The organism is Paraburkholderia sp. J76, from assembly GCF_905220295.1.
Lineage (GTDB): Bacteria > Pseudomonadota > Gammaproteobacteria > Burkholderiales > Burkholderiaceae > Paraburkholderia.
In genome coordinates this window covers 193061-217061 of sequence record NZ_CAJMZJ010000014.1, presented here as the reverse complement: position 1 = coordinate 217061, position 24001 = coordinate 193061, and the positions used below count along the sequence as shown (strand labels likewise).

18 protein-coding genes and 1 other RNA gene are annotated in these 24001 nt (G+C 65.6%); 11 read left to right on the top strand and 8 right to left on the bottom strand.

Going from position 1 to position 24001, the window contains the following annotated elements; translation table 11 throughout:
- Positions 1 to 10 precede the first annotated feature (10 nt).
- Positions 11 to 2365: a DNA polymerase III subunit gamma/tau gene (gene dnaX, locus U5768_RS25075; protein WP_322033072.1), complete on the bottom strand. Its 2355-nt coding sequence runs from the start codon at positions 2363 to 2365 to the stop codon at positions 11 to 13.
- 222 nt (positions 2366 to 2587) lie between these two features.
- Positions 2588 to 2686: signal recognition particle sRNA small type (gene ffs / locus U5768_RS25070), an RNA gene on the bottom strand.
- Positions 2687 to 3155: 469 nt separating this feature from the next.
- On the opposite strand from ffs, the gene trxA reads away from it, so the two are divergent.
- The 8 genes from trxA (at position 3156) to U5768_RS25030 (ending at position 12036) form a co-directional block, all read left to right on the top strand.
- On the top strand, positions 3156 to 3482 hold the full coding sequence (trxA, locus tag U5768_RS25065) for a thioredoxin TrxA (RefSeq protein WP_027818380.1): 327 nt from the start codon (positions 3156 to 3158) through the stop codon (positions 3480 to 3482).
- A 322-nt stretch (positions 3483 to 3804) separates the two neighbouring features.
- Positions 3805 to 5067 carry a transcription termination factor Rho gene (gene rho / locus U5768_RS25060; protein WP_027818379.1) on the top strand — a complete coding sequence of 421 codons (1263 nt, stop codon included), beginning with the start codon at positions 3805 to 3807 and terminating at the stop codon, positions 5065 to 5067.
- A gap of 158 nt (positions 5068 to 5225) precedes the next feature.
- Positions 5226 to 5747 (top strand): MerR family transcriptional regulator, encoded by a 522-nt coding sequence (locus tag U5768_RS25055; RefSeq protein WP_322033071.1) that lies wholly within the window; start codon positions 5226 to 5228, stop codon positions 5745 to 5747.
- The gene (locus U5768_RS25050) at positions 5744 to 7300 is read left to right on the top strand and encodes an MFS transporter (protein WP_322033070.1); all 1557 of its coding nucleotides are present in this window, start codon (positions 5744 to 5746) and stop codon (positions 7298 to 7300) included. Before U5768_RS25055 ends, U5768_RS25050 begins: the two co-directional genes overlap by 4 nt.
- A 34-nt stretch (positions 7301 to 7334) precedes the next feature.
- Entirely contained in the window at positions 7335 to 8189 is an 855-nt protein-coding gene (locus U5768_RS25045; protein ID WP_322033069.1) for a M90 family metallopeptidase, read from the top strand.
- A gap of 126 nt (positions 8190 to 8315) precedes the next feature.
- Complete coding sequence (locus U5768_RS25040; RefSeq protein ID WP_042268668.1) at positions 8316 to 8579, top strand: type B 50S ribosomal protein L31; 264 nt, start codon at positions 8316 to 8318, stop codon at positions 8577 to 8579.
- A gap of 330 nt (positions 8580 to 8909) precedes the next feature.
- Positions 8910 to 10664 (top strand): glycosyltransferase family 39 protein, encoded by a 1755-nt coding sequence (locus U5768_RS25035; protein WP_322033068.1) that lies wholly within the window; start codon positions 8910 to 8912, stop codon positions 10662 to 10664.
- 7 nt (positions 10665 to 10671) lie between these two features.
- Positions 10672 to 12036 carry an MATE family efflux transporter gene (locus U5768_RS25030; protein ID WP_322033067.1) on the top strand — a complete coding sequence of 455 codons (1365 nt, stop codon included), beginning with the start codon at positions 10672 to 10674 and terminating at the stop codon, positions 12034 to 12036.
- 54 nt (positions 12037 to 12090) lie between these two features.
- On the opposite strand, the gene U5768_RS25025 is transcribed toward U5768_RS25030, so the two are convergent.
- The 5 genes from U5768_RS25025 to U5768_RS25005 all read right to left on the bottom strand — a co-directional run bounded on the left by U5768_RS25025 (position 12091) and on the right by U5768_RS25005 (position 17202).
- Positions 12091 to 13212, bottom strand: a complete 1122-nt coding sequence (locus tag U5768_RS25025; RefSeq protein WP_322033066.1) for an acetoin dehydrogenase dihydrolipoyllysine-residue acetyltransferase subunit — start codon at positions 13210 to 13212, stop codon at positions 12091 to 12093.
- A 1-nt stretch (position 13213) separates the two neighbouring features.
- Positions 13214 to 14218 (bottom strand): alpha-ketoacid dehydrogenase subunit beta, encoded by a 1005-nt coding sequence (locus tag U5768_RS25020; protein ID WP_322033065.1) that lies wholly within the window; start codon positions 14216 to 14218, stop codon positions 13214 to 13216.
- 46 nt (positions 14219 to 14264) lie between these two features.
- Entirely contained in the window at positions 14265 to 15242 is a 978-nt protein-coding gene (locus U5768_RS25015) for a thiamine pyrophosphate-dependent dehydrogenase E1 component subunit alpha (RefSeq protein ID WP_322033064.1), read from the bottom strand.
- A gap of 65 nt (positions 15243 to 15307) precedes the next feature.
- Entirely contained in the window at positions 15308 to 16084 is a 777-nt protein-coding gene (locus U5768_RS25010) for an SDR family NAD(P)-dependent oxidoreductase (protein WP_322033063.1), read from the bottom strand.
- 50 nt (positions 16085 to 16134) lie between these two features.
- Entirely contained in the window at positions 16135 to 17202 is a 1068-nt protein-coding gene (locus U5768_RS25005; protein WP_322033062.1) for an ATP-NAD kinase family protein, read from the bottom strand.
- A gap of 467 nt (positions 17203 to 17669) precedes the next feature.
- Here U5768_RS25005 and U5768_RS25000 point away from each other — a divergent pair, with 467 nt between their 5' ends.
- The 3 genes from U5768_RS25000 (at position 17670) to U5768_RS24990 (ending at position 21074) form a co-directional block, all read left to right on the top strand.
- Entirely contained in the window at positions 17670 to 19691 is a 2022-nt protein-coding gene (locus U5768_RS25000; protein WP_322033061.1) for a sigma-54-dependent Fis family transcriptional regulator, read from the top strand.
- A 236-nt stretch (positions 19692 to 19927) separates the two neighbouring features.
- Complete coding sequence (locus tag U5768_RS24995) at positions 19928 to 20509, top strand: helix-hairpin-helix domain-containing protein (protein WP_322033060.1); 582 nt, start codon at positions 19928 to 19930, stop codon at positions 20507 to 20509.
- Positions 20397 to 21074, top strand: coding sequence for a YidB family protein (locus U5768_RS24990; protein ID WP_415913967.1), 678 nt, complete (start codon positions 20397 to 20399; stop codon positions 21072 to 21074). The genes U5768_RS24995 and U5768_RS24990 overlap by 113 nt, the downstream gene beginning before the upstream one ends.
- Before the next feature lie 106 nt (positions 21075 to 21180).
- On the opposite strand, the gene clpB is transcribed toward U5768_RS24990, so the two are convergent.
- Positions 21181 to 23778, bottom strand: coding sequence for an ATP-dependent chaperone ClpB (clpB, locus tag U5768_RS24985; RefSeq protein ID WP_322033058.1), 2598 nt, complete (start codon positions 23776 to 23778; stop codon positions 21181 to 21183).
- Positions 23779 to 24001: the final 223 nt, after the last annotated feature.

Below are 24001 nucleotides of genomic sequence, written 5' to 3'. Positions count from 1 at the left end.
GCGGCGCAAATCAGTGGGCGGCCTGACTGCCGCCCGATGCGGCTTCCGGCGCGACCGGCCGGATCGAGCCCGGCACGATGCTCGCGCCAAAGTCGCGAATCAGTTGTTGCACGAAGGGATCGGCGCCGATCTCGCGCTCGGCTTCGCGTTGACGCTGGGCGCGATCGGCGGCGTCGAGCGCGGCCGCCGTGCGGCGCGCGGGACCCACGTCCACGCTCACGTCAACGGTCTTGCCAAGACGCTCGGCGAGCGCCGTCTTGAGCTTCGCGACCTGCGAGGCTTCGGCGTACTGCGGCACCGGCACGCTCAATTTGAGCAACGTGCCTTCGAGCGCCGTGAGTTCGCTGTTGAAGGCGAGCTGGTACGCAATGCCCTTCAGCGTCAGCGTGGCGGCCAGCGCCGGCCAGTCGCCCGTGAAGCCGATCGGATCGAGCGGGATGCCCGGCGGCAGCTTGCTCACGTCGACCACGGCCGCAGACGGCGGCGGCGCGGAAGCGGCGGCGCGAGGCGCGGACGGCTCGCTGTCGTAGGCGGGCACGAAACCGTCGTCGGGCGGCGCGAAGTACGCGTCGTCGGCGCCGAGCGGCACGTAGTCGTCGGGCGGGATATCGTCCCACGGCGGCGCGCCGGAGGCGTCGTGCTGCGCGTTCGCGTTGCGCGCCGGCTGACGCGCCCGCGCTTCCTGCGCGGCAGCGGAGCGGCGAGCCGGATCGGGCGTGGGCACCTTCACTTCCATGCGCGGCGCGGCCTTCGGTGCAGGCGCCGGAGCGGCCGCGCCGGTTGCGGCAGCGGGACCACGGCCCGGGGCAAGACGCATGCCTTTGCTGCGCAGCACGTCGAGCGCGGCGCTTGCCCCACTACGCGCGGACGCCGCAGCGGCGGATTCCTCAGGCGATTCGGTCTGCGGCGCGGGCGACGCGCTTTGAACAGGCTGTGGTTGTTCTGCTAATGCTGGAACAGAAGCGGCTGCGGCCGGCTCAACCGGGGCGACAGGCGCAGCTCGCGGCGCGGACTCGCCCTCGTCTTCCCATGGAGGCACGACGCGCGCTTCCACGGCGGCTCTCGCGACCGGCGCGGGCGCGCTCGCTTCCGGCTCGACAACGGCCGCCTTGACCGGGGCAGCCTCCACCGCTGGCGTTACCACTGCTTCCGGCTTCGTCACGACCGGCTGCGCGACGACGGGCGCCGACGCCGACACCGCGGCCGAAGCCGCCGCACGCGCGCTCGCGCCGACCGCGGTCGGCTTCGAGGCTGGCGCACTGCCCACGCTCCCCGCGCTCACCGAAGGCTCGAATGCGAGCATGCGCAGGAGCGTCATCGTGAAGCCCGCGTATTCGTCGGGCGCAAGACCGAGTTCGCTGCGTCCGAGCGTCGCGATCTGATAGAAAAGCTGGACCTGCTCCGGGCTCAACGCTTCGGCGAAGCGCCGGATGTCGTCGGCCTCGGGCCATTCGTCGAGCACCGACGACGGCGCGAATTGCGCCCAGCCGATGCGATGGAACAGGCTCGCGAGGTCCTGCAGCGCCGTGGAGAACGACAAGCTGCGCAGCGCCATTTCGTCGGCGATGGCGAGCACGTTCGCACCGTCGCCGGCCACGAGCGCGTCGATCAGGCGAATCAGATAGCTCTGGTCCAGCGCGCCGAGCATCCCGCGCACCGCTTCCTCTGTGACCTGGTTCGCCGAATAAGCGATAGCCTGGTCGGTGAGCGAAAGCGCGTCGCGCATCGAGCCGTCGGCGGCGCGCGCGAGCAGGCGCAGCGCCTGCGGCTCGAACTCGACCTTCTCCTCACCGAGAATGTGCGTGAGATGCTCGACGATGTTGCCCGCCGGCATCTGCTTCAAATTGAATTGCAGACAGCGCGAGAGCACCGTGACCGGAATCTTTTGCGGATCGGTGGTCGCGAGGATGAATTTCACATGCGGCGGCGGCTCTTCCAGCGTCTTCAGCATGGCGTTGAAGGCGTGGTTCGTGAGCATGTGCACTTCGTCGATCATGTAGACCTTGAAGCGCGCATCCACCGGCGCGTACACCGCGCGCTCGAGCAGCGCGGCCATTTCGTCCACGCCGCGATTGCTCGCCGCATCCATCTCGACGTAGTCGACGAAGCGCCCTTCGTCGATTTCCCGGCACGCGCGACACACGCCGCACGGCTTCGACGTCACGCCCGTCTCACAGTTGAGCGCCTTGGCGAAGATACGCGACAGCGTCGTCTTGCCCACGCCGCGCGTGCCCGTGAAGAGATACGCGTGGTGCAGGCGGCCGCCGTCGAGTGCATGCGTGAGCGCGCGCACCACGTGCTCCTGTCCGACGAGCGAAGCGAAATCCTTCGGTCGCCATTTGCGTGCGAGAACTTGATAGGTCATCGGGAAATTGTATCAGCAACGCCCGCGCGTCCAGATGAATCGAAAGACGCCTGACGCTCGCCTCGCGGCCGCCGCGCAACGGGGCCGCCGGGCGATTTACGAACGAAGAAAAGAGCCGCGATGAAGGCGTGACAAATACGACAAACGAAGATTGGCGTCGCGCACTCGATTGCGCGGCATCAACGTCGTATCTGGGGGAAGGATGCGAAGAAAAAAGAGGAAGGTGACGAGCCTGACCCTCGGCACTGGCGGAAAACGGCTGTGGCTGCTTCGTTCCCGACCTGACCAGGTTGACCGCCCCTCCATGCGAGGAGGCCCGTCACGGCGCATTCTAACATCGGTCGCGCGGCAATGCGACTGCTGCGATGCAAAAAAACGCGCCCGACCACTCCGCGCAGACTCTGTACGGACCGGAGCGACATTCTCTTGCAACGACGCGCGCCGTCTCCAGATAGCGTGATGGAACACGAGGTATCGCATTGAAAGTTCCAGCGAAAAGGCACGAACCGCGGGCCGAATGTCCCGCCGAAGGCGGTTTGCGGGACGGAAACCCTGCTTATGGTATGAGTACTATCACCGTCGGCAACGCATAGGGATTTAGGCTACACTGGCGTCGGCATTTGGCTGGGCCACGTGGTTTTCGTGCGAATGACGTGTGATGTGGACGTGCAATTCGGATGTATGACGCGGGTTCGGTCTGGCCGCCGTGGCGGCCCCGGATGAATTTTCAGTTTTGGTGTATCGTGGCGAGCACTTTACTCAGCCTCGAATCGAAAGAGGTATTCCTACAATGAGCGAACAAATCAAGCATATCAGCGACGCATCGTTCGAACAGGACGTCGTGAAATCCGACAAGCCCGTACTGCTGGACTTCTGGGCCGAGTGGTGTGGTCCGTGCAAGATGATCGCGCCGATTCTCGATGAAGTCGCGAAGGATTATGGCGATCGCCTTCAGGTCGCGAAGATCAACGTCGACGAGCACCAGTCGACGCCAGTGAAGTTCGGCGTGCGCGGCATCCCCACGCTGATCCTCTTCAAGAACGGCGCCGTGGCAGCGCAAAAGGTCGGCGCGCTCTCGAAGTCGCAGCTCACCGCATTCCTCGACAGCCACCTGTAACGGCTTCGCCGGCCGCCCCTTCCGCGCAGGCGCATCGCCTGCCAGCAAAGTGACGAGCCGGGCAAAGGTGCGTGTTGTCATGCGACAACACGCACCATAAAAACACGTCGAAACTTGCTGTCGGCCTCCACTGACGGTTTCTGGCGTGTGCTATGCTAGAATTCATAAAGCGTCTACCGGCGCCCTTATAAAGCATTAAGCAAAGCAGCAAGCAAGCGTCAAGCAAAGCACCAGGCAGCATCAAGCAAAAGTCCTTGAGCGGTTCCGCTCGCTTCTTTTCCCCCATTCTTTTCGTCGCACTCCTCCCCGACGGGTTCTCCGTATGCATCTTTCCGAGCTCAAGTCTCTGCACGTGTCCGAATTGATCGAGATGGCCAATGGCCTCGAGATCGAAAATGCGAACCGCCTGCGCAAGCAGGAACTCATGTTCGCGATTCTCAAAAAGCGCGCCAAGACGGGCGAAACGATCTTCGGTGACGGCACGCTCGAAGTGCTCCCCGACGGCTTCGGCTTCCTGCGCTCGCCGGAAACCTCCTATCTCGCCAGCACGGATGATATCTATATCAGCCCGTCGCAGATCCGCCGCTTCAACCTGCACACCGGCGACACGATCGAAGGCGAAGTGCGCACGCCGAAGGACGGCGAACGCTACTTCGCGCTCGTGAAGGTGGACAAGGTCAACGGCCAGCCGCCCGAGGCCTCGAAGCACAAGATCATGTTCGAGAATCTCACGCCGCTGCACCCGAACAAGGTGCTGCTGCTCGAGCGTGAGATGCGCGGCGAAGAAAACGTCACGGGCCGCATCATCGACATGATCGCGCCTATCGGCAAGGGTCAGCGCGGCCTGCTGGTCGCCTCGCCCAAGTCGGGCAAGACGGTCATGCTTCAGCACATCGCGCACGCGATCAAGCAGAACCACCCCGACGTGGTGCTGTTCGTGCTGCTGATCGACGAGCGTCCGGAAGAAGTGACGGAAATGCAGCGCTCGGTGGCGGGCGAAGTGATCGCCTCGACGTTCGACGAACCGGCCGCGCGTCACGTGCAGGTCGCCGAAATGGTGATCGAAAAGGCCAAGCGCCTCGTCGAAATGAAGCACGACGTCGTGATTCTGCTCGACTCGATCACGCGTCTCGCGCGCGCCTACAACACGGTCGTGCCCGCGTCGGGCAAGGTGCTCACGGGCGGTGTGGATGCCAACGCGCTCCAGCGCCCGAAGCGCTTCTTCGGCGCGGCGCGCAATATCGAAGAAGGCGGTTCGCTCACCATCATCGGCACGGCGCTGATCGAAACGGGCAGCCGCATGGACGACGTGATCTACGAAGAGTTCAAGGGCACGGGCAACATGGAAGTGCACCTCGAACGCCGTCTCGCGGAAAAGCGCGTCTACCCGTCGATCAACCTGAACAAGTCGGGCACCCGTCGCGAAGAACTGCTGATCAAGCCGGACATCCTTCAGAAGATCTGGGTGCTGCGCAAGTTCATCCACGACATGGACGAAGTCGAGGCCATGGAATTCCTGCTCGACAAGATTCGCCAGACGAAGAACAACTCCGAGTTCTTCGACATGATGCGCCGCGGCGGCTAACCCCGCGCACCGCTTGATTCACCGCAAAACGCCCGCGAATAGCGGGCGTTTTGCTTTCTGCACCGGATCGCACCGGGCCGCAACCTGTACGTGAACGTTCACGTTGAACTATAATGCGCGGCAGGTCTTGATCGCCCCATGGCGGAAACAGAGTTCCCATGCCCAAGGATTCCCCTGCGCTGCTCACGGTGCGCGACGCCGCCGAGCGCCTGAATGTCACGCCGCGCACGCTCAAATATTACGAAGAACGCGGGCTCGTTAGTCCGTCGCGCAGCGAGGGCCGCTACCGGCTTTACGACGAGCGCGACCTCGAGCAGTTCTCGCGCATCCTGCGGCTACGCGCGCTCGGCTTTTCGCTGCACGGCATCACTGAAATGCTCAAGCGGCCGCTCGAACAAGCCGGCGAAGGCCGCAGGCGCTATTCGCAGGAGTCGCTCCAGCAGATTGCCGATGCGCTCGCGCAGCAGATCGAAACGCTCGACACGCGCATTGCCGCCGTGCGTCGCGAGTTGAAGGAAGCGCAGACGGTGCGCGCCGAGCTTGCCGACGACCTCGACTATCTCCAGCGCCGTCTCGCAGGCGAGCCGTCCGATAAACTGATCGAGCAGCGCCTCGCCGCCACGCGCCGCCTCAAGGCTGCGAAGCCCATGGACAAGACCCGCGACGACGAACCGGCATGAGCAAGGCCCAGTCACGCGAGCCGATTTTCAGCACGGCGCGCTTACGCGGCGACTTTTTCCCGTGGGTGCTCGCCCTCGCGACCGGTCTCGACTACTACGACAACGCGATCTTCTCGTTCTTCACCAGCCATATCGCGGGCGGCATCAACGCGTCGCCGGACGAACTCGTCTGGTCGTCGAGCGCCTACGCCGTGTGCGCCGTTCTCGGCATCCTGCAGCAGCAATGGTGGGTGGAGCGCATGGGCTACCGGCGCTACGTGGGAAGCTGCCTGCTGCTCTATTCCGCCGGCGCGATCGCGGCGGCGCTCTGCGAATCGTCGATCGAACTCGCCTTCGCGCGCGGCTTCCAGGGCTACTTCATCGGCCCGATGATGGGCACCTGCCGCATCCTCATCCAGATCAGCTTCACGCCGCAGCAACGTCCGGTCGCGACGCGCGCGTTTCTCATCCTGATCGTGCTCTCCAGCGCGCTTGCGCCGCTCGCGGGCGGCCAGCTCGTCGCGCATTTCGACTGGCGCGCCCTGTTCGCTTTTTCCGCGCCCGCGGGCGTGCTCTATGCCGTGCTTGCCCTGCTCGCGCTGCCCGACACGGGCCACGTACTGCCCGAGGAACGCGGCGAAGCGCACTTCTGGCCATACATCATCTTCGCGTTCGCGCAGGGCGCGCTGCAGATCGCCATGCAGCAGGTGCGCTTCGAACTCTTTAGCGCCTCGCCGGAAATCATCCTGCTCACGCTCGTCGGGATCATCGCGCTCGCCTGGTTCGGCTGGCACCAATGGCATCATCCGAAACCGCTCATGCGCCTGCACGCGCTGCGCGAAAAGCCGTTCCAGGTCGGGTTGCTGCTCTACATGGTCTACTACTACCTGAGCACGGCGCTCAGTTACCTGGTTTCGCGGCTGCTCGAAGGGGGGTTCAACTATCCCGTCGAAAATGCGGGCCGCCTCACCGGCGTCACCTCGCTCATCTCGGCCTGCGCGCTCTTCTTCTATTTTCGCTATGCGAAGTTCATTACGCACAAGAAGTGGATCATCGTGCCGGGCTTCGTGCTTGCGGCGTTCATTTCGTTCTGGATGACGCAGCTCACGCCGCAGGCAAGCGAAGCGTGGCTCATCCCGCCGCTGCTGCTGCGCGGGCTTTTATTGCTTTTCATCGTGCTGCCCGTCGCGAATCTCACGTTCCGCATCTTCGCGCTCGAGGAATTCACGCACGGGTATCGTTTGAAGAACATCGTCCGGCAGTTGACGATATCGTTCGCCACGGCCACGGTTATCATCGTCGAGCAGCACCGGCTCGCGCTGCACCAGACGCGGCTCGCCGAGTTCGTGAATCCGTTCAACCCCGCGTTCCAGAATACGTACGCCGCGCTGACGCATTCATTCGAACTCATGGGCCGCTCCGCGGGCGAAGCGCACGGACTCGCGCTCGCGCAGGTGAGCCGCATGGTCGCGCAGCAGGCGAGCTTTCTGAGTTCGCTCGACGGGTTTTACTTCCTGATCGGCGTGGCGGTGTGCGGCGGAATTTTCGCCGCGTGGCAAAGACAGATCGACTGAACGATAACCAGACGCACGGGAAACCCACCCAGCGATGCTTTCGAAACTCTCCCACTGGTTCGACGCGCGCCGCCGCGAAAAGGCGCTACGCACCTACGCGATCGACGACGCGCTCTGGCAGGCCACGCTCGCGGGCCTGCCGTTTCTCCAGCACCTCGACGCCGCCGACCTCGTGCGCCTGCGCGAACTGACGAGTCTTTTCATCGCGCAGAAGGAGTTCTCGACGGCGCACGATCTCGAATTGACCGACGCGATGACGGTGGCGATCGCCGCGCAGGCGTCGCTGCCGGTCCTCAATCTTTCGCTCGATCTCTACAAGGGCTGGGTGGGCGTGGTCGTCTACCCCGGCGAATTCGTGATCCGCAAGACCGTCGAGGACGAGGACGGCGTGGTACACGAGGTGGAACACGATGCGAGCGGCGAAGCGTGGGAAGGCGGCCCGGTGATCCTCTCGTGGGAAGACGCGCAGATGACCGACGGCAGCGACGCGTACAACGTCGTGATCCACGAGTTCGCGCACAAGATCGACATGCTGGGCGGCGAGGCCGATGGCCATCCGCCCCTTTATCGACGCTGGCATGCGCCGCTCGACGCGCAGGCGTGGGCCGACGTGTTCGACAACGCCTACGACCAGTTCTGCGACAAGGTGGACGCCGTGCCCGAGCGCCGCTGGGCGCGCTTCGAACGCGATTCGCTGATCGATCCGTATGCCGCGGACCATCCCTCGGAGTTCTTCGCGGTGTGCAGCGAGGCCCTGTTCGTCAAGCCGAAGGCGTTCGAGACGGAATATCCCGAGCTTTACCGGCTGCTCGCGCGCTACTATCGGCAGGATCCGGCGCGCGTGGGCGCGCTGCGCAGCCAAAGCCTTAAAAATTCGCCAAGCGGCTGATTATCTGGCATAATCGCCGTTTTTCGACCCTTGGGTAAGTGGCTCGCGCGAGCAAAGCCGGCAAAGTTGTTGCAGGCCGGTGTTGCAAGCCCGCGGGTTGGCTACCGCCAGATTTAAGGAATAACCATGAAAGAAGGCATTCACCCGGATTACCGCGAAGTCCTGTTCATCGACGTGTCGAACGACTTCCGCTTCGTGACCCGCTCGACCATCCAGACGCGCGAAACCGCCGAGTTCAACGGCAAGACCTACCCGCTCGCCAAGATCGAAGTGTCGTCGGAATCGCATCCGTTCTACACGGGCACGCAAAAGATCATGGACACGGCAGGCCGTGTCGAGAAGTTCAACAAGAAGTTCGGCGCACGCGCCTCGGGCAAGGCCGGCAAGTAAGCGCCACGCCGCACCGGCTTCGCGCCGGTTCCGAGCCGTTCACACATCGAACGCGCATAAAAAGGGCAGCATACGCTGCCCTTTTTTGTTGCCTGCGCCACTATGGCGCAGCCCGGGCAGTCGGGGCGATGCGGCTTACTGCCCCTTTCAGACGTTTCCGTGGATCGACACGCGGCTAACGCCGTGACGCACGGTCGCCGGCCCGGCTAGAATGCCGGATTGCTCCGCGGCGCGCGGCCGGGCATACCGCCTGTCGCGCACGCCCGTCTGGCCCGCGCGTGCGAGCCACCCGCTCGACCACGCCCGGTTTATCCGTCTCCTTCGTACTGCATGAAGCCAGCCATTCGACTGACCGCCTCCGCCACCAGCGCCCTGCCGCGCTGGCTGCTGCTGACCATCTGTATCGTGTTCGCGGCGTTCGGCCTGTTTGGCCGCGACCCGTGGAAGAACGAGGATGCGGCGGGCTTCGGCGTGATGTGGACGATGGCGGGCGGCACCTCGCACGACTGGCTGCTGCCCAATCTCGTGGGCAAGTACGTGACCGAGAATGGTCCGCTCGGCTACTGGCTGGGCGCCCTGTCCATCCGTCTTTTCGCGCCATGGGTCGACGCCAGCAACGCCTCGCGCGTCGCGACGGGCGTGCTGTTCTGTCTGGCGTGCGCATTCGTCTGGTACAGCGCGTATCTACTGGGCCGCCGGCCCGAAGTGCAGCCGTTCAAGTATGCGTTCGGCGGCGAGCCCGAGCCGCGCGATTACGGCCGCACCCTCGGCGACGGCGCACTCCTCATTCTGCTTGCCTGCTTCGGGCTCGCCGAGCGCGGTCATGAAACCACGCCGCAGCTCATGCAGTTCGTGGGCATCGCCATGGTCGTGTACGGCATCGTGCGCGCCATCGACAAGCCGGTTCAGGGCGCCCTCTGGTGGGGCCTCGCGCTCGGCATCGTGATGCTGTCGAGCGGCCCCGTGCTCGTGGGCGCGCTCCTCATCGGCACCCTGGCCATGCTCGCCATCGCCCCCGAAACGCGCTCGCGCTGGCTGCTCGTGGCGGGCCTGCCCGTGGCGCTCGTGGTTTCGGCCTCCTGGCCGCTGCTGGCGCTGCATCTGTATCCCGACGACGCCGTCTGGTTCCTCAACCAGTGGGCGCACACCAACGCCAACGCCTTCGCGGGGCCGCCGGGCTATGTGCTGCGCTATGCCGCCAAAAACCTGCCGCTCTTCACCTGGCCCGCGTGGCCGCTCGCGATCTGGGCCTTCGTGAGCTGGGCCGGGCTGCGCCGCAAGCCGCACATCGCGATTCCGCTGTCGGTGATCGTGCCGCTCATCATTCTCGTGATCGTGCAGAGCCACGAATCGAACCGGCTCTTCATGCTCGTGCTGCCCGCGCTTTCGGTGCTCGCGACCTTCGCGCTGCCCACGCTCAAGCGCGGCGCGATCAACGCAATCGACTGGTTCGCGGTGCTCAGCTTCACGATTCTCGGCACCTTCGTTTGGCTCGTGTGGCTCGCGGGCATAACCGGCTTCCCGGCGCCGCTCGCGCGCAACCTCGCGCGCCTCGCGCCGGGCTTCGTGCCGCAGTTCAAGATTCTCTCGTTCGTGTGCGCCGTGGCCGTCACCTTGTGCTGGATGGCGCTCGTGCAGTGGCGCGTGGCGCGGCATCCGAAGGTGCTATGGCGCAGCGTCGTGCTTTCGAGCGGCGGCACCACGCTCATGTGGGTGCTGCTCATGACGCTCTGGCTCCCGGTCGTCAACTACAGCCGGACCTACAAGGACGTCGCCGAACAGATCGCCGCGCACCTGCCCGCCGACTATCAGTGCATCTCGCCCGTACGCCTCGGCGACGCGCAGATCGCCACCTTCGCGTACTTCGGCAAGATGCATTTCGCGTTCAACGAAGATTGCGACGTGATCCTGCGCCAGGACACGCAGGACTACGGCGAGCCAAGCGCGATGCCGGACTATGTGTGGAAGCTCGTGTGGGAAGGCCGCCGCGCCGCCGACCGCGACGAGCGCTTCCGCCTGTACGTGCGCATCGACCGCCCGACGCCGCCCATCAAGAGGCATGTCTGGCGCAAGCGTCCGGACTGAGGCCGCGGTGACGACTTTCGCCGGCGACGTCCGACGCATCGCCGCGCTGGCGTGGCCGGTGCTGATCGGCCAGCTCGCGATCATCGCGTTCGGCGTGATCGACACCGCGATGGTCGGCCGCTACTCGGCGCTCGATCTCGCCGCGCTCGGCCTGGGCTCGTCGATCTACGTCTCTGTCTATATCGCCCTCACAGGCATTCTCAGCGCGCTGCAGCCCGTCGCGGCACAGCTCTATGGCGCGCGCAAGGACACGGAGATCGGCCTCGAAGTGCGCCAGGCGTTCTGGCTCGCGCTCGTGCTGACGGTGCTCGGCGTCGCGGTTCTCTATTTTCCCGGCCCGCTGCTCGACCTTGCGCGCGCGCCCGAAGCGCTGCGCGCGCGCACCGTCGGCTATCTGCGGCTGCTTTCGTTCGGGCTGCCCGCGGCGCTCGTCTTTCGCATCTACAGCTCGCTCGCCAATGCCGTGGGGCGGCCGCGCCTCGTGATGTTCCTGCAAGTCGGCGCGCTCGTGCTGAAGGTGCCGCTCAACACGTGGCTCATCTTCGGCGGGCTCGGCGTGCCGGCGCTCGGCGGCCCGGGCTGCGCGCTCGCGAGCACTTCGATCAACTGGGCGCTCGCGGTGTGCGCGGCCGTCGCGCTCACGCGTGTGGACGTGTTCGCGCCGTTCGAAATCTTCAGGCACTTCTGCTGGCCCGAGTGGAAGCGTCAGGCGGAACTGCTCAAGCTCGGTATTCCGATGGGGCTGTCTTATCTCATCGAGGTGACGTCGTACACGTTCATGGCGATTTTCATCGCGCGCATGGGCACGACCACGCTCGCCGGACATCAGATCGCCGGCAACCTCGGCGCGGTGCTCTACATGACGCCGCTTTCGATCGGCGTGGCGACCTCGACGCTCGTCGCCCAGGCGCTGGGCGGCAATCGCCCGGCCCAGGCGCGCACGCTCGCGCGGCACGGCGTGGCGACGGCCGTGGCGATTGCCTGCTGCTACGGCGCGATCGTGTTCGTGCTGCGCCCGCTCATCATCGGCGGCTACACGCCGGACCCCGCCGTGGCTCTTGCGGCCATGCCGCTCGTTGCCATCGTCACCTGCTATCACGTGTTCGACGCGTTGCAGATCACCACGGCCTTCGCCTTGCGCGCGTACAAGGTCGCGGTCGTGCCGACCATCATCTACGCCATCGCGCTCTGGGGCGTGGGGCTGGGCGGCGGTTACGCGCTGGGCTTCGACGTGACCGGCGCGATACCCGCCTGGGCGACGGGCGCACGCGGTTTCTGGCTCGCCAACATGGCGAGCCTCCTGATTGCCGGTGCTGGACTCGTGTTTTATCTCTCGCGCGTGAGCACGCGGTATTTGCGAGGCGCTGCCTAGCGGGCGGCGCCGTGTTCGACACGTAAGACGTACGGGACCTAGCGGCCTCCACGCTCACGCTCCTTCGTCGAAAAAGGCCTTGAGCAGGCGATTGACCTCCTGCGCCGCCTCCATCTGCACCATGTGGCCTTTGCCCGCCATCACCTCCACGCGCACCTGCGACGGCAACCCCTGCGCATGGCGCGCCGGAATGATCTGGTCGGCCTCGCCCCAGATCACGAGCGTGCGCGGCGCGAGCGTGGCGACACGCTCGCGGAACACGCGCCGCTGGGCGCCTCCCTCGAACGCCTGCGCGGCGATCTTGCCGAGCGCGGCCTGCACGCCTTCGAGCCGTTTGTACTTCACGAGGTCTTCGACGAGCTGACGCGTAACCAGCGCGGGATCGGCGAACAGCTTCGTCACGTGCGGCTTGAGCGCGTTGCGATTCGCCGCCGCGACGAAGCCCTCGATATACGCGCCATCGATCTCGCTACCGAGTCCCGCGCTCGAAATCAGCGAAAGCGAAGCCACACGCCCGGGTGCTTGCTCGGCCACGGCCATGGCAACCGCCCCACCCAGCGAATGCCCGACGAGATGCGCCTTGTCGATTTTCTGCGCGTCGAGAAACGCGATTACGCTTTGCGCAAGCTCGTCGAGGCTGCCGCTCTCGACCGCCTTACCCGACTCGCCGTGCCCCGGCAAATCGAGCGCCCAGACGGTGCGCTGTGCCGCGAGATCGGTGTGGTTGAAGAGCCAGTTGTTGAGATCGCCGCCAAAACCGTGAATCAGCACGACGGGAATGCCCTCGCCTCCGCCCTGCTTCAGGTAGCGCACGGTCCTCCCGCCGATTTGCGACTTTTCCGGCTGCGGCCCCGCGTCCACGTCGCCCGCCTTCGCGGGCACGAAGCCGCGCTCGAATTCGGCCACGGCGGCGTCGATATCCGCGTCGGCGGCTTCGGCGTCGGCAACGACGCCGAGCAGCGCGCCCACGGGCAGCGTGTCGCCTGCCTGCGCGATCTGCCGCCGCAACACGCCTTCGAACGCACATTCGACGCCCGACGCGATCTTGTCGGACTCCACGTCGAGCAATTCATCGCCCTTGGCGACCTTGTCGCCGAGCGACTTGAGCCAGCCGTTCACCTGGCCCTGCTCCATCGAGAGACCCCATTTGGGCATCGTGATCATGTGAATCGGCATTTCAGCTCCTTGCTGCGCGCGCGGCTTCGGCGATCTTTTCCGCCGACGGGATATAGAGGTCCTCGAGCGACGCCGCGAACGGCACCGGCGTATGCGGCGCGGTCACCATGCCGACCGGGGCTTTCAGGTCCCTGAACGCTTTCTGGCCGACGAGCGCGGCGATGTCCGTTGCAATCGAGCAGCGCGGATTCGCTTCGTCCACGACCACGACGCGGCCCGTACGGCGCGCGCTTTCGAGGATCGTTTCCTCGTCGAGCGGGGACGTCGTGCGCAGATCGATCACGTCCGATTCGATGCCGTCTTTTGCGAGCTTCTGCGCGGCGTCGAGCGCGTAATGCACCATGCGCCCGTAGGTGACGATCGTGACGTCGTCGCCATCGCGCACGATATTCGCCTCGCCAAACGGAATCGAATAGGATTCCTCTGGAACGTCGCCTTCCATCGTGTAGAGCAGCTTGTGTTCGCAAAAAATCACGGGGTCGTTGTCGCGAATCGCTTCGATCATGAGCCCCTTCGCGTCGTAGGGCGTGGCCGGACACACGACCTTGAGCCCCGGAATATGCGTGAAAAGCGAGGTAAGCATCTGCGAGTGCTGCGCCGCCGCGCGCAACCCCGCGCCGTACATGGTGCGAATCACGACCGGCGTGACCGCCTTGCCGCCGAACATGTAGCGGAATTTGGCGGCCTGGTTGAAGATCTGGTCGAAGCACACGCCCATGAAATCGATGAACATCAGCTCCGCCACCGGCCGCAAGCCGCACGCCGCCGCGCCCACCGCCGTGCCGATGAAGCCGCCTTCCGAGAGCGGCGTGTCGAGCACACGCCCGGGAAACTTGCCGTAAAGGCCCTTCGTCACGCCGAGCACGCCGCCCCACGCGTCCTGCTCGCCCGGCGCGCCCGCGCCGCCCGCGTTGTCCTCGCCCATGACGATCACGCTCTCGTCGCGCCCCATCTCCTGTGCGAGCGCTTCGTTGATGGCCTGCGAATAGGTGATTTTCCGTGCCATTTTTGTCTCCTTGATCTGGAATCCTGATTAACTGCGCGCGCGGCGTTTAAGGATAGGACACGTACACGTCGGTGAGCAGCGCCTCGGCGGGCGGCAGCGGCGCGGCCTTCGCCTGCGTCACGGCGTCGTCGATCAGTTGCTTCACTTCGGCGTCCACCTTGCGCAGATCGTCGTTCGTCGCGAGTTCGGCGCGCACCACGCGCTCCTCGAAACGCTTGAGACAGTCCTTTTCTTCGCGCAGCTTCTGCACTTCGCCCGGCGCGCGATAGGTTTGCGCGTCGCCTTCGAAGTGGCCGAAATAGCGCGAGAGTTTCATCTCCACAAGCGTCGGACCGCCGCCGCTGCGCGCGCGTGCAATGGCTTCGCCCAGCGCCTCGTACACGGCAAAAAAGTCGAAGCCGTCGACGATCACGCCCGGCATGCCGAAGCCGTTCGCGCGGTCGGCGATATTGTCGGCCGCGACCGACCAGGTGGACGACGTCGCCTCGGCATAGCCGTTGTTTTCCGCAACGAAGATTACCGGCAAGCGCCACACCGAGGCGAGATTCATCGACTCGAAGATCACGCCCTGGTTCGATGCGCCGTCGCCGAAGAAGCACACGCCCACGCCGCTCGTCTTCTTCTGCTTCGCGGCGAGCGCCGCGCCGCAGGTGAGCGGACCGCCCGCGCCCACGATGCCATTTGCGCCCAGCATGCCCTTGGACAAATCGGCGATATGCATCGAGCCGCCCTTGCCGCGGCACGAACCCGTGTGCCGCCCATAGATCTCGGCCATCATCTCGCGCACATCCACGCCCTTGGCGATGCAGTGGCCGTGGCCGCGGTGCGTGGTGGCGACGTAATCCGTGTCGTTCAGATGGCTCATCGTGCCGACCGCGGATGCCTCCTCGCCCGCGTACAAATGCACGAAGCCGGGAATCTCGCCGGTCGCAAACTCGACGTGCAGTCGTTCCTCGAACTCGCGGATCGTGCGCATCGAGCGATACGCGGTGAGCAACTGCTCCTTGTTCAACTGAAGTGACATGGTTGTCTCCTGGATGTACGACGCCGTACCGCTCTGGATTCGCCTGCTGCGGGAAAGGCAATGCGCTAGTGAAAAGTGAAGCCGCCGTCCACGTTCACCGACTGGCCCGTGACGTTGGCCATCGTCGCGAAGAACAGCGCGAGCCTGCCCATGTCCTCCGGCGTTTGCGCGCGGCCTTGCGGAATGAGCGTGAGCTGATGGCGCTGCCAGGACTCTTCGACGCTCTCGCCTTCCGTCTTCCATTCGTCGGATAGCCGGTCCCACATATACGTGCGCACGATGCCGGGACAAATCGCATTCACGGTGATGCCCTCGCGCGCAACCTCCTTCGCGAGCGCATTGGTGAAGCCGACCACGGCGAATTTCGAGGCGCTGTAGTGTGCGAGATTCGGAAATCCTTCCTTGCCCGCGATCGACGCGACGTTGATGATTCGCCCGCGCTTTTGCGTAAGAAAATGCGGCAACGCCGCCTTGCAGCCGAGAAATACGCCCTTGGCATTGACGCCCATGACGAAGTCCCAGTCCCGCTCCGTTAATTCGGATACCGGACTAATCGAAATCACGCCGGCGCAGTTCACGAGAATGTCGAAGCCGCCGAACGCAGAAATCGCCTGCGATACCATGCCTTCGAGTTGAGCCGCCTGGGTGACGTCGACCTTGGCGAAGGCGGCGCGGCGACCGAGCGCCTGTATCTCTTCCACAGTCGCCGCAAGCGGTTCTTCGAGCAGATCCGCGAGCAGGACGTCCGCGCCCGCCTGCGCGAGCGTGAGCGCAATGCCGCGGCCGATGCCGCGCGCGCCGCCGGTCACGACCGCGACCTGGCCTTTCAAGGGTGTGTCCATACCGATGTCTCCTTCTTTCGGTTAGGCGCGGGGGAAGCAATCCGAAATCGCTACACGCGCGCCGCGGCCTCGCGCAACAACTGATGCGACGCCGCGTAACGCAGCGTGCGCGCGACGTCGACGGTCAGCGGGCCGTGCCAGTCGAGCGTCACCTCGTATCGATCGCCGCGCGCCGGTTCGATCTCACGCTCGCCGTCGAACGCAAGCGTGCCGTGGCCCGCTTCGAGCGGCAGCGCCACGCCCACTTCGAGGCGCTGGCAGGTGCGCATGGTCAACCGCTCCACGCGGCCCGGCGCGATCGGCGCGAGCAGCGGCACGCCCGCGCCGCTGCCTTCGGGCGCGCCGGGCGGCCCGAAGGTCATGTGCAGACCGTGCGCCGCATCGCGCCCGACAGGCGCCCACGCTCCGCCAATCGACGAGAGACCGATGCCGTCGGGCGCCGCGAAGGTCAGAAAAAGTGATTCGATATCCGAACTTTCCGAAATCGCGCGCGCGCCGATGAATGGCTGGCGCGCCACGCAAACGTCGACAAGCGCGATTTCCTCGCGCCCGCGCGACGGCCCGTCCACGCAGCGCGCGACGAGCCGCTTGTTGCGCGTGAGCGCCGACGCGGCGGGCACCGCGCCGGTCGCGACGAGCGCACCCGCGAGGCCCGCGACAGTGGCCTCGCGCAATTCCGGAAAGGCGTTGTTGGTGCCGGTGGAGAGCGCGAGCAGCGGCGTGGCGCCGCAATGCGCCGCCACGGCGCGATGGGTGCCGTCGCCGCCCAGCACCGCGATCAGCGCGACTTCCTCGCGCACCATGTGATCGACGCCGGCGTGCGTATCGGCGACGCTTTCGCTTACCGGCAAATCGACGAACACGACCTCGGGCCAGCGCTCGTGCGCGGCAATGGCCGCGTGTGTTTCGATCGCGCGCAGCAGGAGCGCGGCCACGCCGGTGTTGTCGCGCAACGTCAGCACCCGCGCGACGCCGAGCGCTCCCAGGCCCGCGAGCAGGCGCACGACCATATTCGCCTTTTCGGCCGTGGGAAAGACGGATGCATGCGAAGTCAGACGGCGGATGTCGCGGCCCGATGCGGGATTCGCGATCACGCCTACGGTTACGGGCGTCGTCACGGGGCTTGTCTCCGGATCGCGTCGCACCGTGGACTGGCGTGCGCCGCTTTTGCCCGCAGACTCTGCAAGCGTCATGCCAATCACGCCGCCGGCACGACGTATCCGCGCAGAAGGCCGCGCGACGGCGCTCTACGGCAAGTGCGTGCCGTATTGCCATCGCTGTTTGCGTCGCGCGCGGCGTCTCAACGCCGTCTCGCGCGCGGCGCGCATCGGCTCGCAACGCGAGCCAGCCACGCGAATGAAAACGCGCACGGCCCCGTGCGGCGCGCCTGAGGCACCCCAAGCCTCCCTTTCTCTCGCGCCGGAATGCGGAAGACGACCCGCTGAGACAATCGTCTCAACCGTCTCGCATGCTGCGCTGCGGTGTGATCGCGCGCAAAGGATGTGCTACAAAAGACTCCGCCGAATGCTTTCCGGTCCGACGTTTAACCCCGACGCTCACCGCGAGCCACCGTCTGGAACCGCTCATGCCCTACGCCCTTGCGTCTACCCGGCACGCCGAGCGCGTGCGCGGCGCCGTGGAAGGCCGGCTGCCCGCGCCGTCCGATTCGCCGCGCCTCGTCTCGTCGTGGCAGCGCTCGTTCGAGCGCTATCAACTGGACCCCGGCTCCGTGATCGGCCCGCGCGTGCTGAGCGCCGCCGAGCTGCGCGAGATCCGCGATCGCGAGGAGTCCTTTCTACGTGCGTCCGGCCAATGCCTCACGCGGCTGCACGACATGGTGCGCGAAGCCGATTACTGCGTGATGCTCACCGACGCGCACGGCGTGACCATCGACTACCGCATCGACCGCGAGCGCCGCAACGACTTCAAGCACGCGGGGCTTCATATCGGCTCATGCTGGTCGGAGAGCGAGGAAGGCACCTGCGGCATCGCGAACGTGCTCACCGATCTCGCGCCCATCACGGTGCACAAGACCGATCATTTCCGCGCGGCGTTCACCACGCTCACGTGCAGCGCCGCGCCGATTTTCGCGCCGGGCGGCGAGTTGATCGGCGTGCTCGACGCCTCGGCCGTGCAGTCGCCCGACAATCGCGAGAGCCAGCGCATCGTCAACCAGCTCGTGCGCCAGAGCGCGACGCTCATCGAGGACGGCTATTTCCTGCATCGCCTCGCCTCGTGCTGGATCCTGTTCGGCCATCAGAACCGCAACTACGTCGAGGCGCAGCCCGAACTGCTGATCGCGTTCGACGAGCACGGCAACGTGGTCGCCGCGAACCGGCGCGCGCGCGAATGCATGCCGTGCCTCGACGGCCCGCGTCATATCGACGAGATATTCGATTCGTCGCACGTGCAGTTGCGCGACATCGGCCGCATCGAAACCATCGCGGCGCTGCGCCTGCGCGCGAACGGCTCGATGCTCCATGCGCGCATTCGCGCACCGCTCGGGGCTAACGGATACGGCGCGCACCACGCACGTGGCGGCCACGCCGGCGCGAACAGCGCGACGCATGGCGCATTGCCGCTGCGGCGCGATACCGCCGCCGACGCGCACGAATACGACCGCAGCGCGCTCGGCCCCTTCCTGCGCAGCGCCGACGCGCGCGTGGCCGGAAACGCGCGCATCGCGCAACGCATAGCGGGCAAGCGCCTGCCCATCCTGCTGCTCGGCGAAACGGGCGCCGGCAAGGAAGTGTTCGCACGCGCCATTCACGACGCCGGCGCGCGTCGCAACCGGCCGTTCATCGCGGTGAACTGCGGCGCGCTGCCCGAATCGCTGATCGAGAGCGAACTGTTCGGCTATGCGCCGGGCGCGTTCACGGGCGCGCGTCGTCACGGCGCGCGCGGCAAGATCGCGATGGCCGACGGCGGCACGCTCTTTCTCGACGAGATCGGCGACATGCCGCTCGCGCTGCAGACACGCCTTCTGCGCGTGCTCGCCGAAGGCGAAGTGCTGCCGCTCGGTAGCGAAACACCGGTGCGGGTCGATCTCGACGTGATCTGCGCAACGCACCGGGATCTCGCGCAAATGGCCAGCGCGGGCGCATTCCGCGACGATCTCTACTATCGCCTGTGCGGCGCGGTGCTCACGTTGCCGCCGCTGCGCGAGCGGCGCGACATCGCGACGCTCATCGACACGATATTTGCTGAGGAAGCGCAGGCCGCCGGGCGCCCGCTCGCGCTCGACGCCACGCTCGCGATGCGACTCGCGGCGTTCGCATGGCCGGGCAACCTGCGGCAGCTACGCAATGCGATGCGCTACGCGTGCGCCGTATGCGACACCGTGCGGGTCGAAGCGCGGCACCTGAGCGCCGACCTCGCGGCGAGCCTGGCGGAACTCGCCGCACCCGCCGCCCCTACCCCGTCTCGCGCCGCCGGCATGCCGCCAGCCTCGCCCCTATCCGACGAAGATGAGCGCGCACGCATCGTCGCGGCGCTCGCGGCATATCGCTGGCGTCCGAACGCCGCCGCGCAGGCGCTCGGCATTTCGCGCGCGACGCTCTACCGCCGCATCGCAAAGCTCGGCATCGTCGGGCCGCATCGCGTTTGAGGCGGTGTGCGTTTGAGTCCGATTACGCCGACAGCCCCACGCATTTCGCGTCGCCAAATTGCACAGAAGTATTAAATATTGTGCGGCGCGATTTACTTGCCACACATCGACCGGTATAAATCGAGCGCGCGCGATCCACGGATACGTCATCTGGCCTATTCTTGTATCGCAGCCCCCTCCGCTGGATGCGTCGTCCGTTCCCGGCTAACTGAAATGCCCTCAATGGAGTGATTGCCATGCTCAAGAAGCTGCTGATGCTGTTCCTCGCCATCGGCCTGTCGCTGTCCGCGGCGCTCGCCGCAGCCGTGGAAGTGAACACCGCCGACGAAACCGCGCTCGAATCGGTCAAGGGCATCGGCCCGGTCCACGCCAAGGCGATCATCGACGAGCGCACGAAGAACGGCCCGTTCAAGGACGCCGACGACCTCGTGAGCCGCGTCAAGGGCATTGGTCCGAAGTCGGTGCAGAACCTCGAGGCGGCAGGGCTCACGATCAATGGTTCCTCGGCGCCGCCGGCGGGCAAGGCGGCCAGCGGCAAGAGCGGCGCTGCCACGACCGCCGCGCCGGCTGCCACCACGGCCAATCCGATGACGGCGCAGACGCCGGCGGCCGCGACCCCGGCGCCAGCCGCCTCCGACACGGCGGCGGGCAAGGCGAAGCACAAGAGCAAAAAGGACAAGGCGGCTGCCGCCGCGAGTGCGCCCGATGCGGGCTCGGCCGCCGCTGCGCCGCCCGCGGCATCCGAAACGAAGGCGAAAAAGCCCCGGAAGTCGAAGAAAGACAAGGCCGCTTCAGCCGCGGCCGCTTCGGGCGCCTGATACCCGCGATCGTCCGGCGCGCGCAAGACGCGCGCCGGGCTTCAAAACGCGGCGCCGCCTTCGCGTGCGCCGTCCGAACTACCGGCCGCGTCCCCCGTCGCGGCCATCACTCAGAGAGATCGTCATGAGTCTGCTAGATACCCTCGGTTCCCTGCTCGGTTCGCAATCGCAACAGCGAGGCGGCGGCCAGGCACAGCTCCTCGCCGCGGCGATGGAATTCGTCAACAACCAGCCCGGCGGCCTGAACGGCCTTATCCAGAAGTTCGAGCAAGGCGGCCTCGGCGACGTCGTGCAGTCGTGGGTCGGCAACGGCGAGAACCAGCCTGTTTCAGCGGATCAAATGCACAACGTGCTCGGCTCGGACGTCGTCTCGGGTCTCGCGCAGAAAGTCGGCATGCAGCCCGACCAGGTGAGCGGACTGCTGGCCCAGGTGCTGCCGCACGTGATCAACGCGGGCACGCCGAACGGCGAAGTGCCGCATGGCGGCCAGATCAACGCCGAAAGCGTGCTCGGTACGCTTGGCGGCCTGGCGTCGCTGCTTGGCGGCGGCAACAAGCAGGCCTAAGCATTTCTCGCAGGCTTAAAAAAGGGCAACTCGCTGAGCTGCCCTTTTCGTTTCGGCCCGGCGCGCGCCTCGCGGCACGCACCTTCGCCGGGTAACGCCGCGCGCCTTAGTGCACGACGCGTTCGAACACGAACTTGCCGTCGTGCACGCCGACTGGAATCACGTCCTTCGGTCCGAACTTGCCCGCGAGAATCAGCTTGGCGACCGGATTTTCGATCTCCTGCTGAATCGCGCGCTTGAGCGGCCGCGCGCCAAAGAGCGGGTCGTAACCGACCTTCGCGATCTGGCCCAGCGCGTCGTCCGACACCATGAGTTCCATGTCGAGCTTCTCCAGACGCTCACGCAGACGCTGCAACTGGATCTTTGCAATCGACTCGATATTCGAGCGATCGAGCGCATGGAACACCACGACCTCGTCGATCCGGTTCAGGAACTCGGGGCGGAACTGCTGCTTCACCTCGTTCCACACCGCGTCCTTCACGGCTTCCTGCGGCTCGCCCGCCATCGCCTGGATGAGGTGCGAACCGAGGTTCGACGTCATCACGATCACGGTGTTCTTGAAGTCGACCGTGCGGCCCTGGCCGTCGGTCATGCGACCGTCGTCGAGCACCTGGAGCAGCACGTTGAACACGTCCGGGTGCGCCTTTTCCACTTCGTCGAGCAGGATCACGCTATACGGCTTGCGGCGCACGGCCTCGGTCAGATAGCCGCCTTCTTCGTAGCCCACGTATCCCGGCGGCGCGCCGATCAGACGCGCGACGCTGTGCTTCTCCATGAACTCGCTCATGTCGATGCGGATAAGGTGGTCCTCCGAATCGAACAGGAAGCCCGCCAGCGCCTTGCAAAGCTCGGTCTTGCCCACGCCCGTGGGCCCGAGGAACAGGAACGAGCCGTACGGCCGGTTCGGGTCCGAGAGACCGGCGCGCGAGCGGCGGATCGCATCGGCAACGGCGGTAATGGCTTCGTCCTGGCCCACCACGCGCTCGTGCAGCTTCGCTTCGATCTGCAGCAGCTTTTCGCGCTCGCCCTGCATCATGCGCGAAACCGGAATACCGGTGGAACGCGACACGACTTCCGCGATTTCCTCGGCGCCCACGAGCGTGCGCAGCAAGCGCAAACGCGTGGGATTGCTCTGCTCGTTCGCCTCGGCGAGCGTGACCTGCTTGAGCTGCGCCTCGAGTTCCGGCAACTTGCCGTACTGGAGTTCCGCGACCTTCTCGAGCTTGCCTTCGCGCTGGAAGCGGTTGATATCCGCGCGCACGCGGTCGATCTCTTCCTTGATCTGCGCGCCGCCCTGCACCGCCGCCTTCTCGGTGGTCCAGATCTCTTCGAGGTCCTTATATTCGAGGCTCAGGCGATCGATCTCTTCCTCGATCAGTTGCAGACGCTTTTGCGATGCTTCGTCCTTTTCCTTCTTGACGGCCTCGCGCTCGATCTTCAACTGGATCAGACGGCGATCGAGCTTGTCCATTGCTTCGGGCTTCGAATCGATTTCCATCTTGATCTTCGACGCGGCTTCGTCGATCAGGTCGATGGCCTTGTCCGGCAGGAAGCGGTCGGTAATGTAGCGATGCGAAAGCTCCGCCGCCGCGACGATCGCCGGATCGGTAATTTCCACGCCGTGGTGCAGCTCGTACTTCTCCTTCAGGCCGCGCAGGATCGCGATGGTCGCCTCCACCGACGGTTCGTCCACGAGCACCTTCTGGAAGCGGCGCTCGAGCGCGGCATCCTTTTCGATGTACTTGCGATACTCGTCGAGCGTGGTCGCGCCGATGCAATGCAGCTCGCCGCGCGAAAGCGCCGGCTTGAGCATGTTGCCCGCGTCCAGTGCGCCTTCGGCCTTGCCCGCGCCGACCATCGTGTGAATCTCGTCGATGAAGACGATGGTCTGGCCTTCGTCCTTCGCGATGTCGTTGAGCACGGCCTTCAGGCGTTCTTCGAACTCGCCGCGATACTTCGCGCCCGCGAGCAGCGCGGCCATGTCGAGCGAGAGCACGCGCTTGCCCTTGAGCGTCTCGGGCACCTCGCCGTTGACGATACGCTGCGCGAGCCCTTCGACGATCGCCGTCTTGCCCACGCCCGGCTCGCCGATCAGCACCGGGTTGTTCTTGGTGCGGCGCTGGAGGATCTGGATCGAGCGGCGGATTTCGTCGTCGCGGCCGATCACGGGGTCGAGCTTGCCCGAACACGCGCGCTCGGTCAGGTCGACGGTGTACTTCTTGAGCGCTTCACGCTGGCTTTCGGCGTCCTGGCTGTGCACCTGCGCGCCGCCGCGCACCGCGACGATCGCGGCTTCGAGCGCCTTGCGCGTCAAGCCGTGCTGGCGCGCCAGGCGCCCCGCTTCGCCCTTGTCTTCGGAAACGGCGAGCAGGAACATCTCGCTCGCGATATACGTGTCGTTGAGCTTTTGCGCTTCCTTGTCGGCCTGATTGAGCAGACCCGTGAGTTCGCGGCCGATCTGCACGTTGCCGTCGGTGCCCTGCACCTGCGGCAAGCGGTTGATGGCGTCGTTCAGCGTGTTCTGCAGCGCCTGAACCTGCACGCCCGCACGCGACATGAGCGAGCGCGCGGAGCCGTCCTGCTGCGCGACGAGCGCGGCCAGCAGGTGGACCGGTTCGATGTACTGGTTATCGTGGCCAACCGCGAGGCTTTGCGCGTCGGCGATGGCTTCCTGGAACTTGGTGGTGAGTTTGTCGATTCTCATTTGATGCGAGACCTCCAGATTTCTAGACTGTCACCAAATTTGAGGGGGGACGCGCCGGTTTCAAGCGCTCTGGCGTCATTTTTTCCGATTTTTGCGATCGAAGCGCGGATGGCGGCCTGGCGTGGCCGCTGGCTGTGGGCGAGATAAGGGGAAAGAACGCCAGAAGGGCGAGGCAGCGCGTCGCCGCGCAGCGGGGTTCGCGCGCCAGGAAGAACCTGCGACG

Coding starts and splice junctions, on each gene's coding strand:
- dnaX (WP_322033072.1), bottom strand. CDS start 2,365: ATGACCTATCAAGTTCTCGCACGCAAATGGCGACCGAAGGATTTCGCT.
- trxA (WP_027818380.1), top strand. CDS start 3,156: ATGAGCGAACAAATCAAGCATATCAGCGACGCATCGTTCGAACAGGAC.
- rho (WP_027818379.1), top strand. CDS start 3,805: ATGCATCTTTCCGAGCTCAAGTCTCTGCACGTGTCCGAATTGATCGAG.
- U5768_RS25055 (WP_322033071.1), top strand. CDS start 5,226: ATGCCCAAGGATTCCCCTGCGCTGCTCACGGTGCGCGACGCCGCCGAG.
- U5768_RS25050 (WP_322033070.1), top strand. CDS start 5,744: ATGAGCAAGGCCCAGTCACGCGAGCCGATTTTCAGCACGGCGCGCTTA.
- U5768_RS25045 (WP_322033069.1), top strand. CDS start 7,335: ATGCTTTCGAAACTCTCCCACTGGTTCGACGCGCGCCGCCGCGAAAAG.
- U5768_RS25040 (WP_042268668.1), top strand. CDS start 8,316: ATGAAAGAAGGCATTCACCCGGATTACCGCGAAGTCCTGTTCATCGAC.
- U5768_RS25035 (WP_322033068.1), top strand. CDS start 8,910: ATGAAGCCAGCCATTCGACTGACCGCCTCCGCCACCAGCGCCCTGCCG.
- U5768_RS25025 (WP_322033066.1), bottom strand. CDS start 13,212: ATGCCGATTCACATGATCACGATGCCCAAATGGGGTCTCTCGATGGAG.
- U5768_RS25020 (WP_322033065.1), bottom strand. CDS start 14,218: ATGGCACGGAAAATCACCTATTCGCAGGCCATCAACGAAGCGCTCGCA.
- U5768_RS25015 (WP_322033064.1), bottom strand. CDS start 15,242: ATGTCACTTCAGTTGAACAAGGAGCAGTTGCTCACCGCGTATCGCTCG.
- U5768_RS25010 (WP_322033063.1), bottom strand. CDS start 16,084: ATGGACACACCCTTGAAAGGCCAGGTCGCGGTCGTGACCGGCGGCGCG.
- U5768_RS25000 (WP_322033061.1), top strand. CDS start 17,670: ATGCCCTACGCCCTTGCGTCTACCCGGCACGCCGAGCGCGTGCGCGGC.
- U5768_RS24995 (WP_322033060.1), top strand. CDS start 19,928: ATGCTCAAGAAGCTGCTGATGCTGTTCCTCGCCATCGGCCTGTCGCTG.
- U5768_RS24990 (WP_415913967.1), top strand. CDS start 20,397: ATGCGGGCTCGGCCGCCGCTGCGCCGCCCGCGGCATCCGAAACGAAGG.
- clpB (WP_322033058.1), bottom strand. CDS start 23,778: ATGAGAATCGACAAACTCACCACCAAGTTCCAGGAAGCCATCGCCGAC.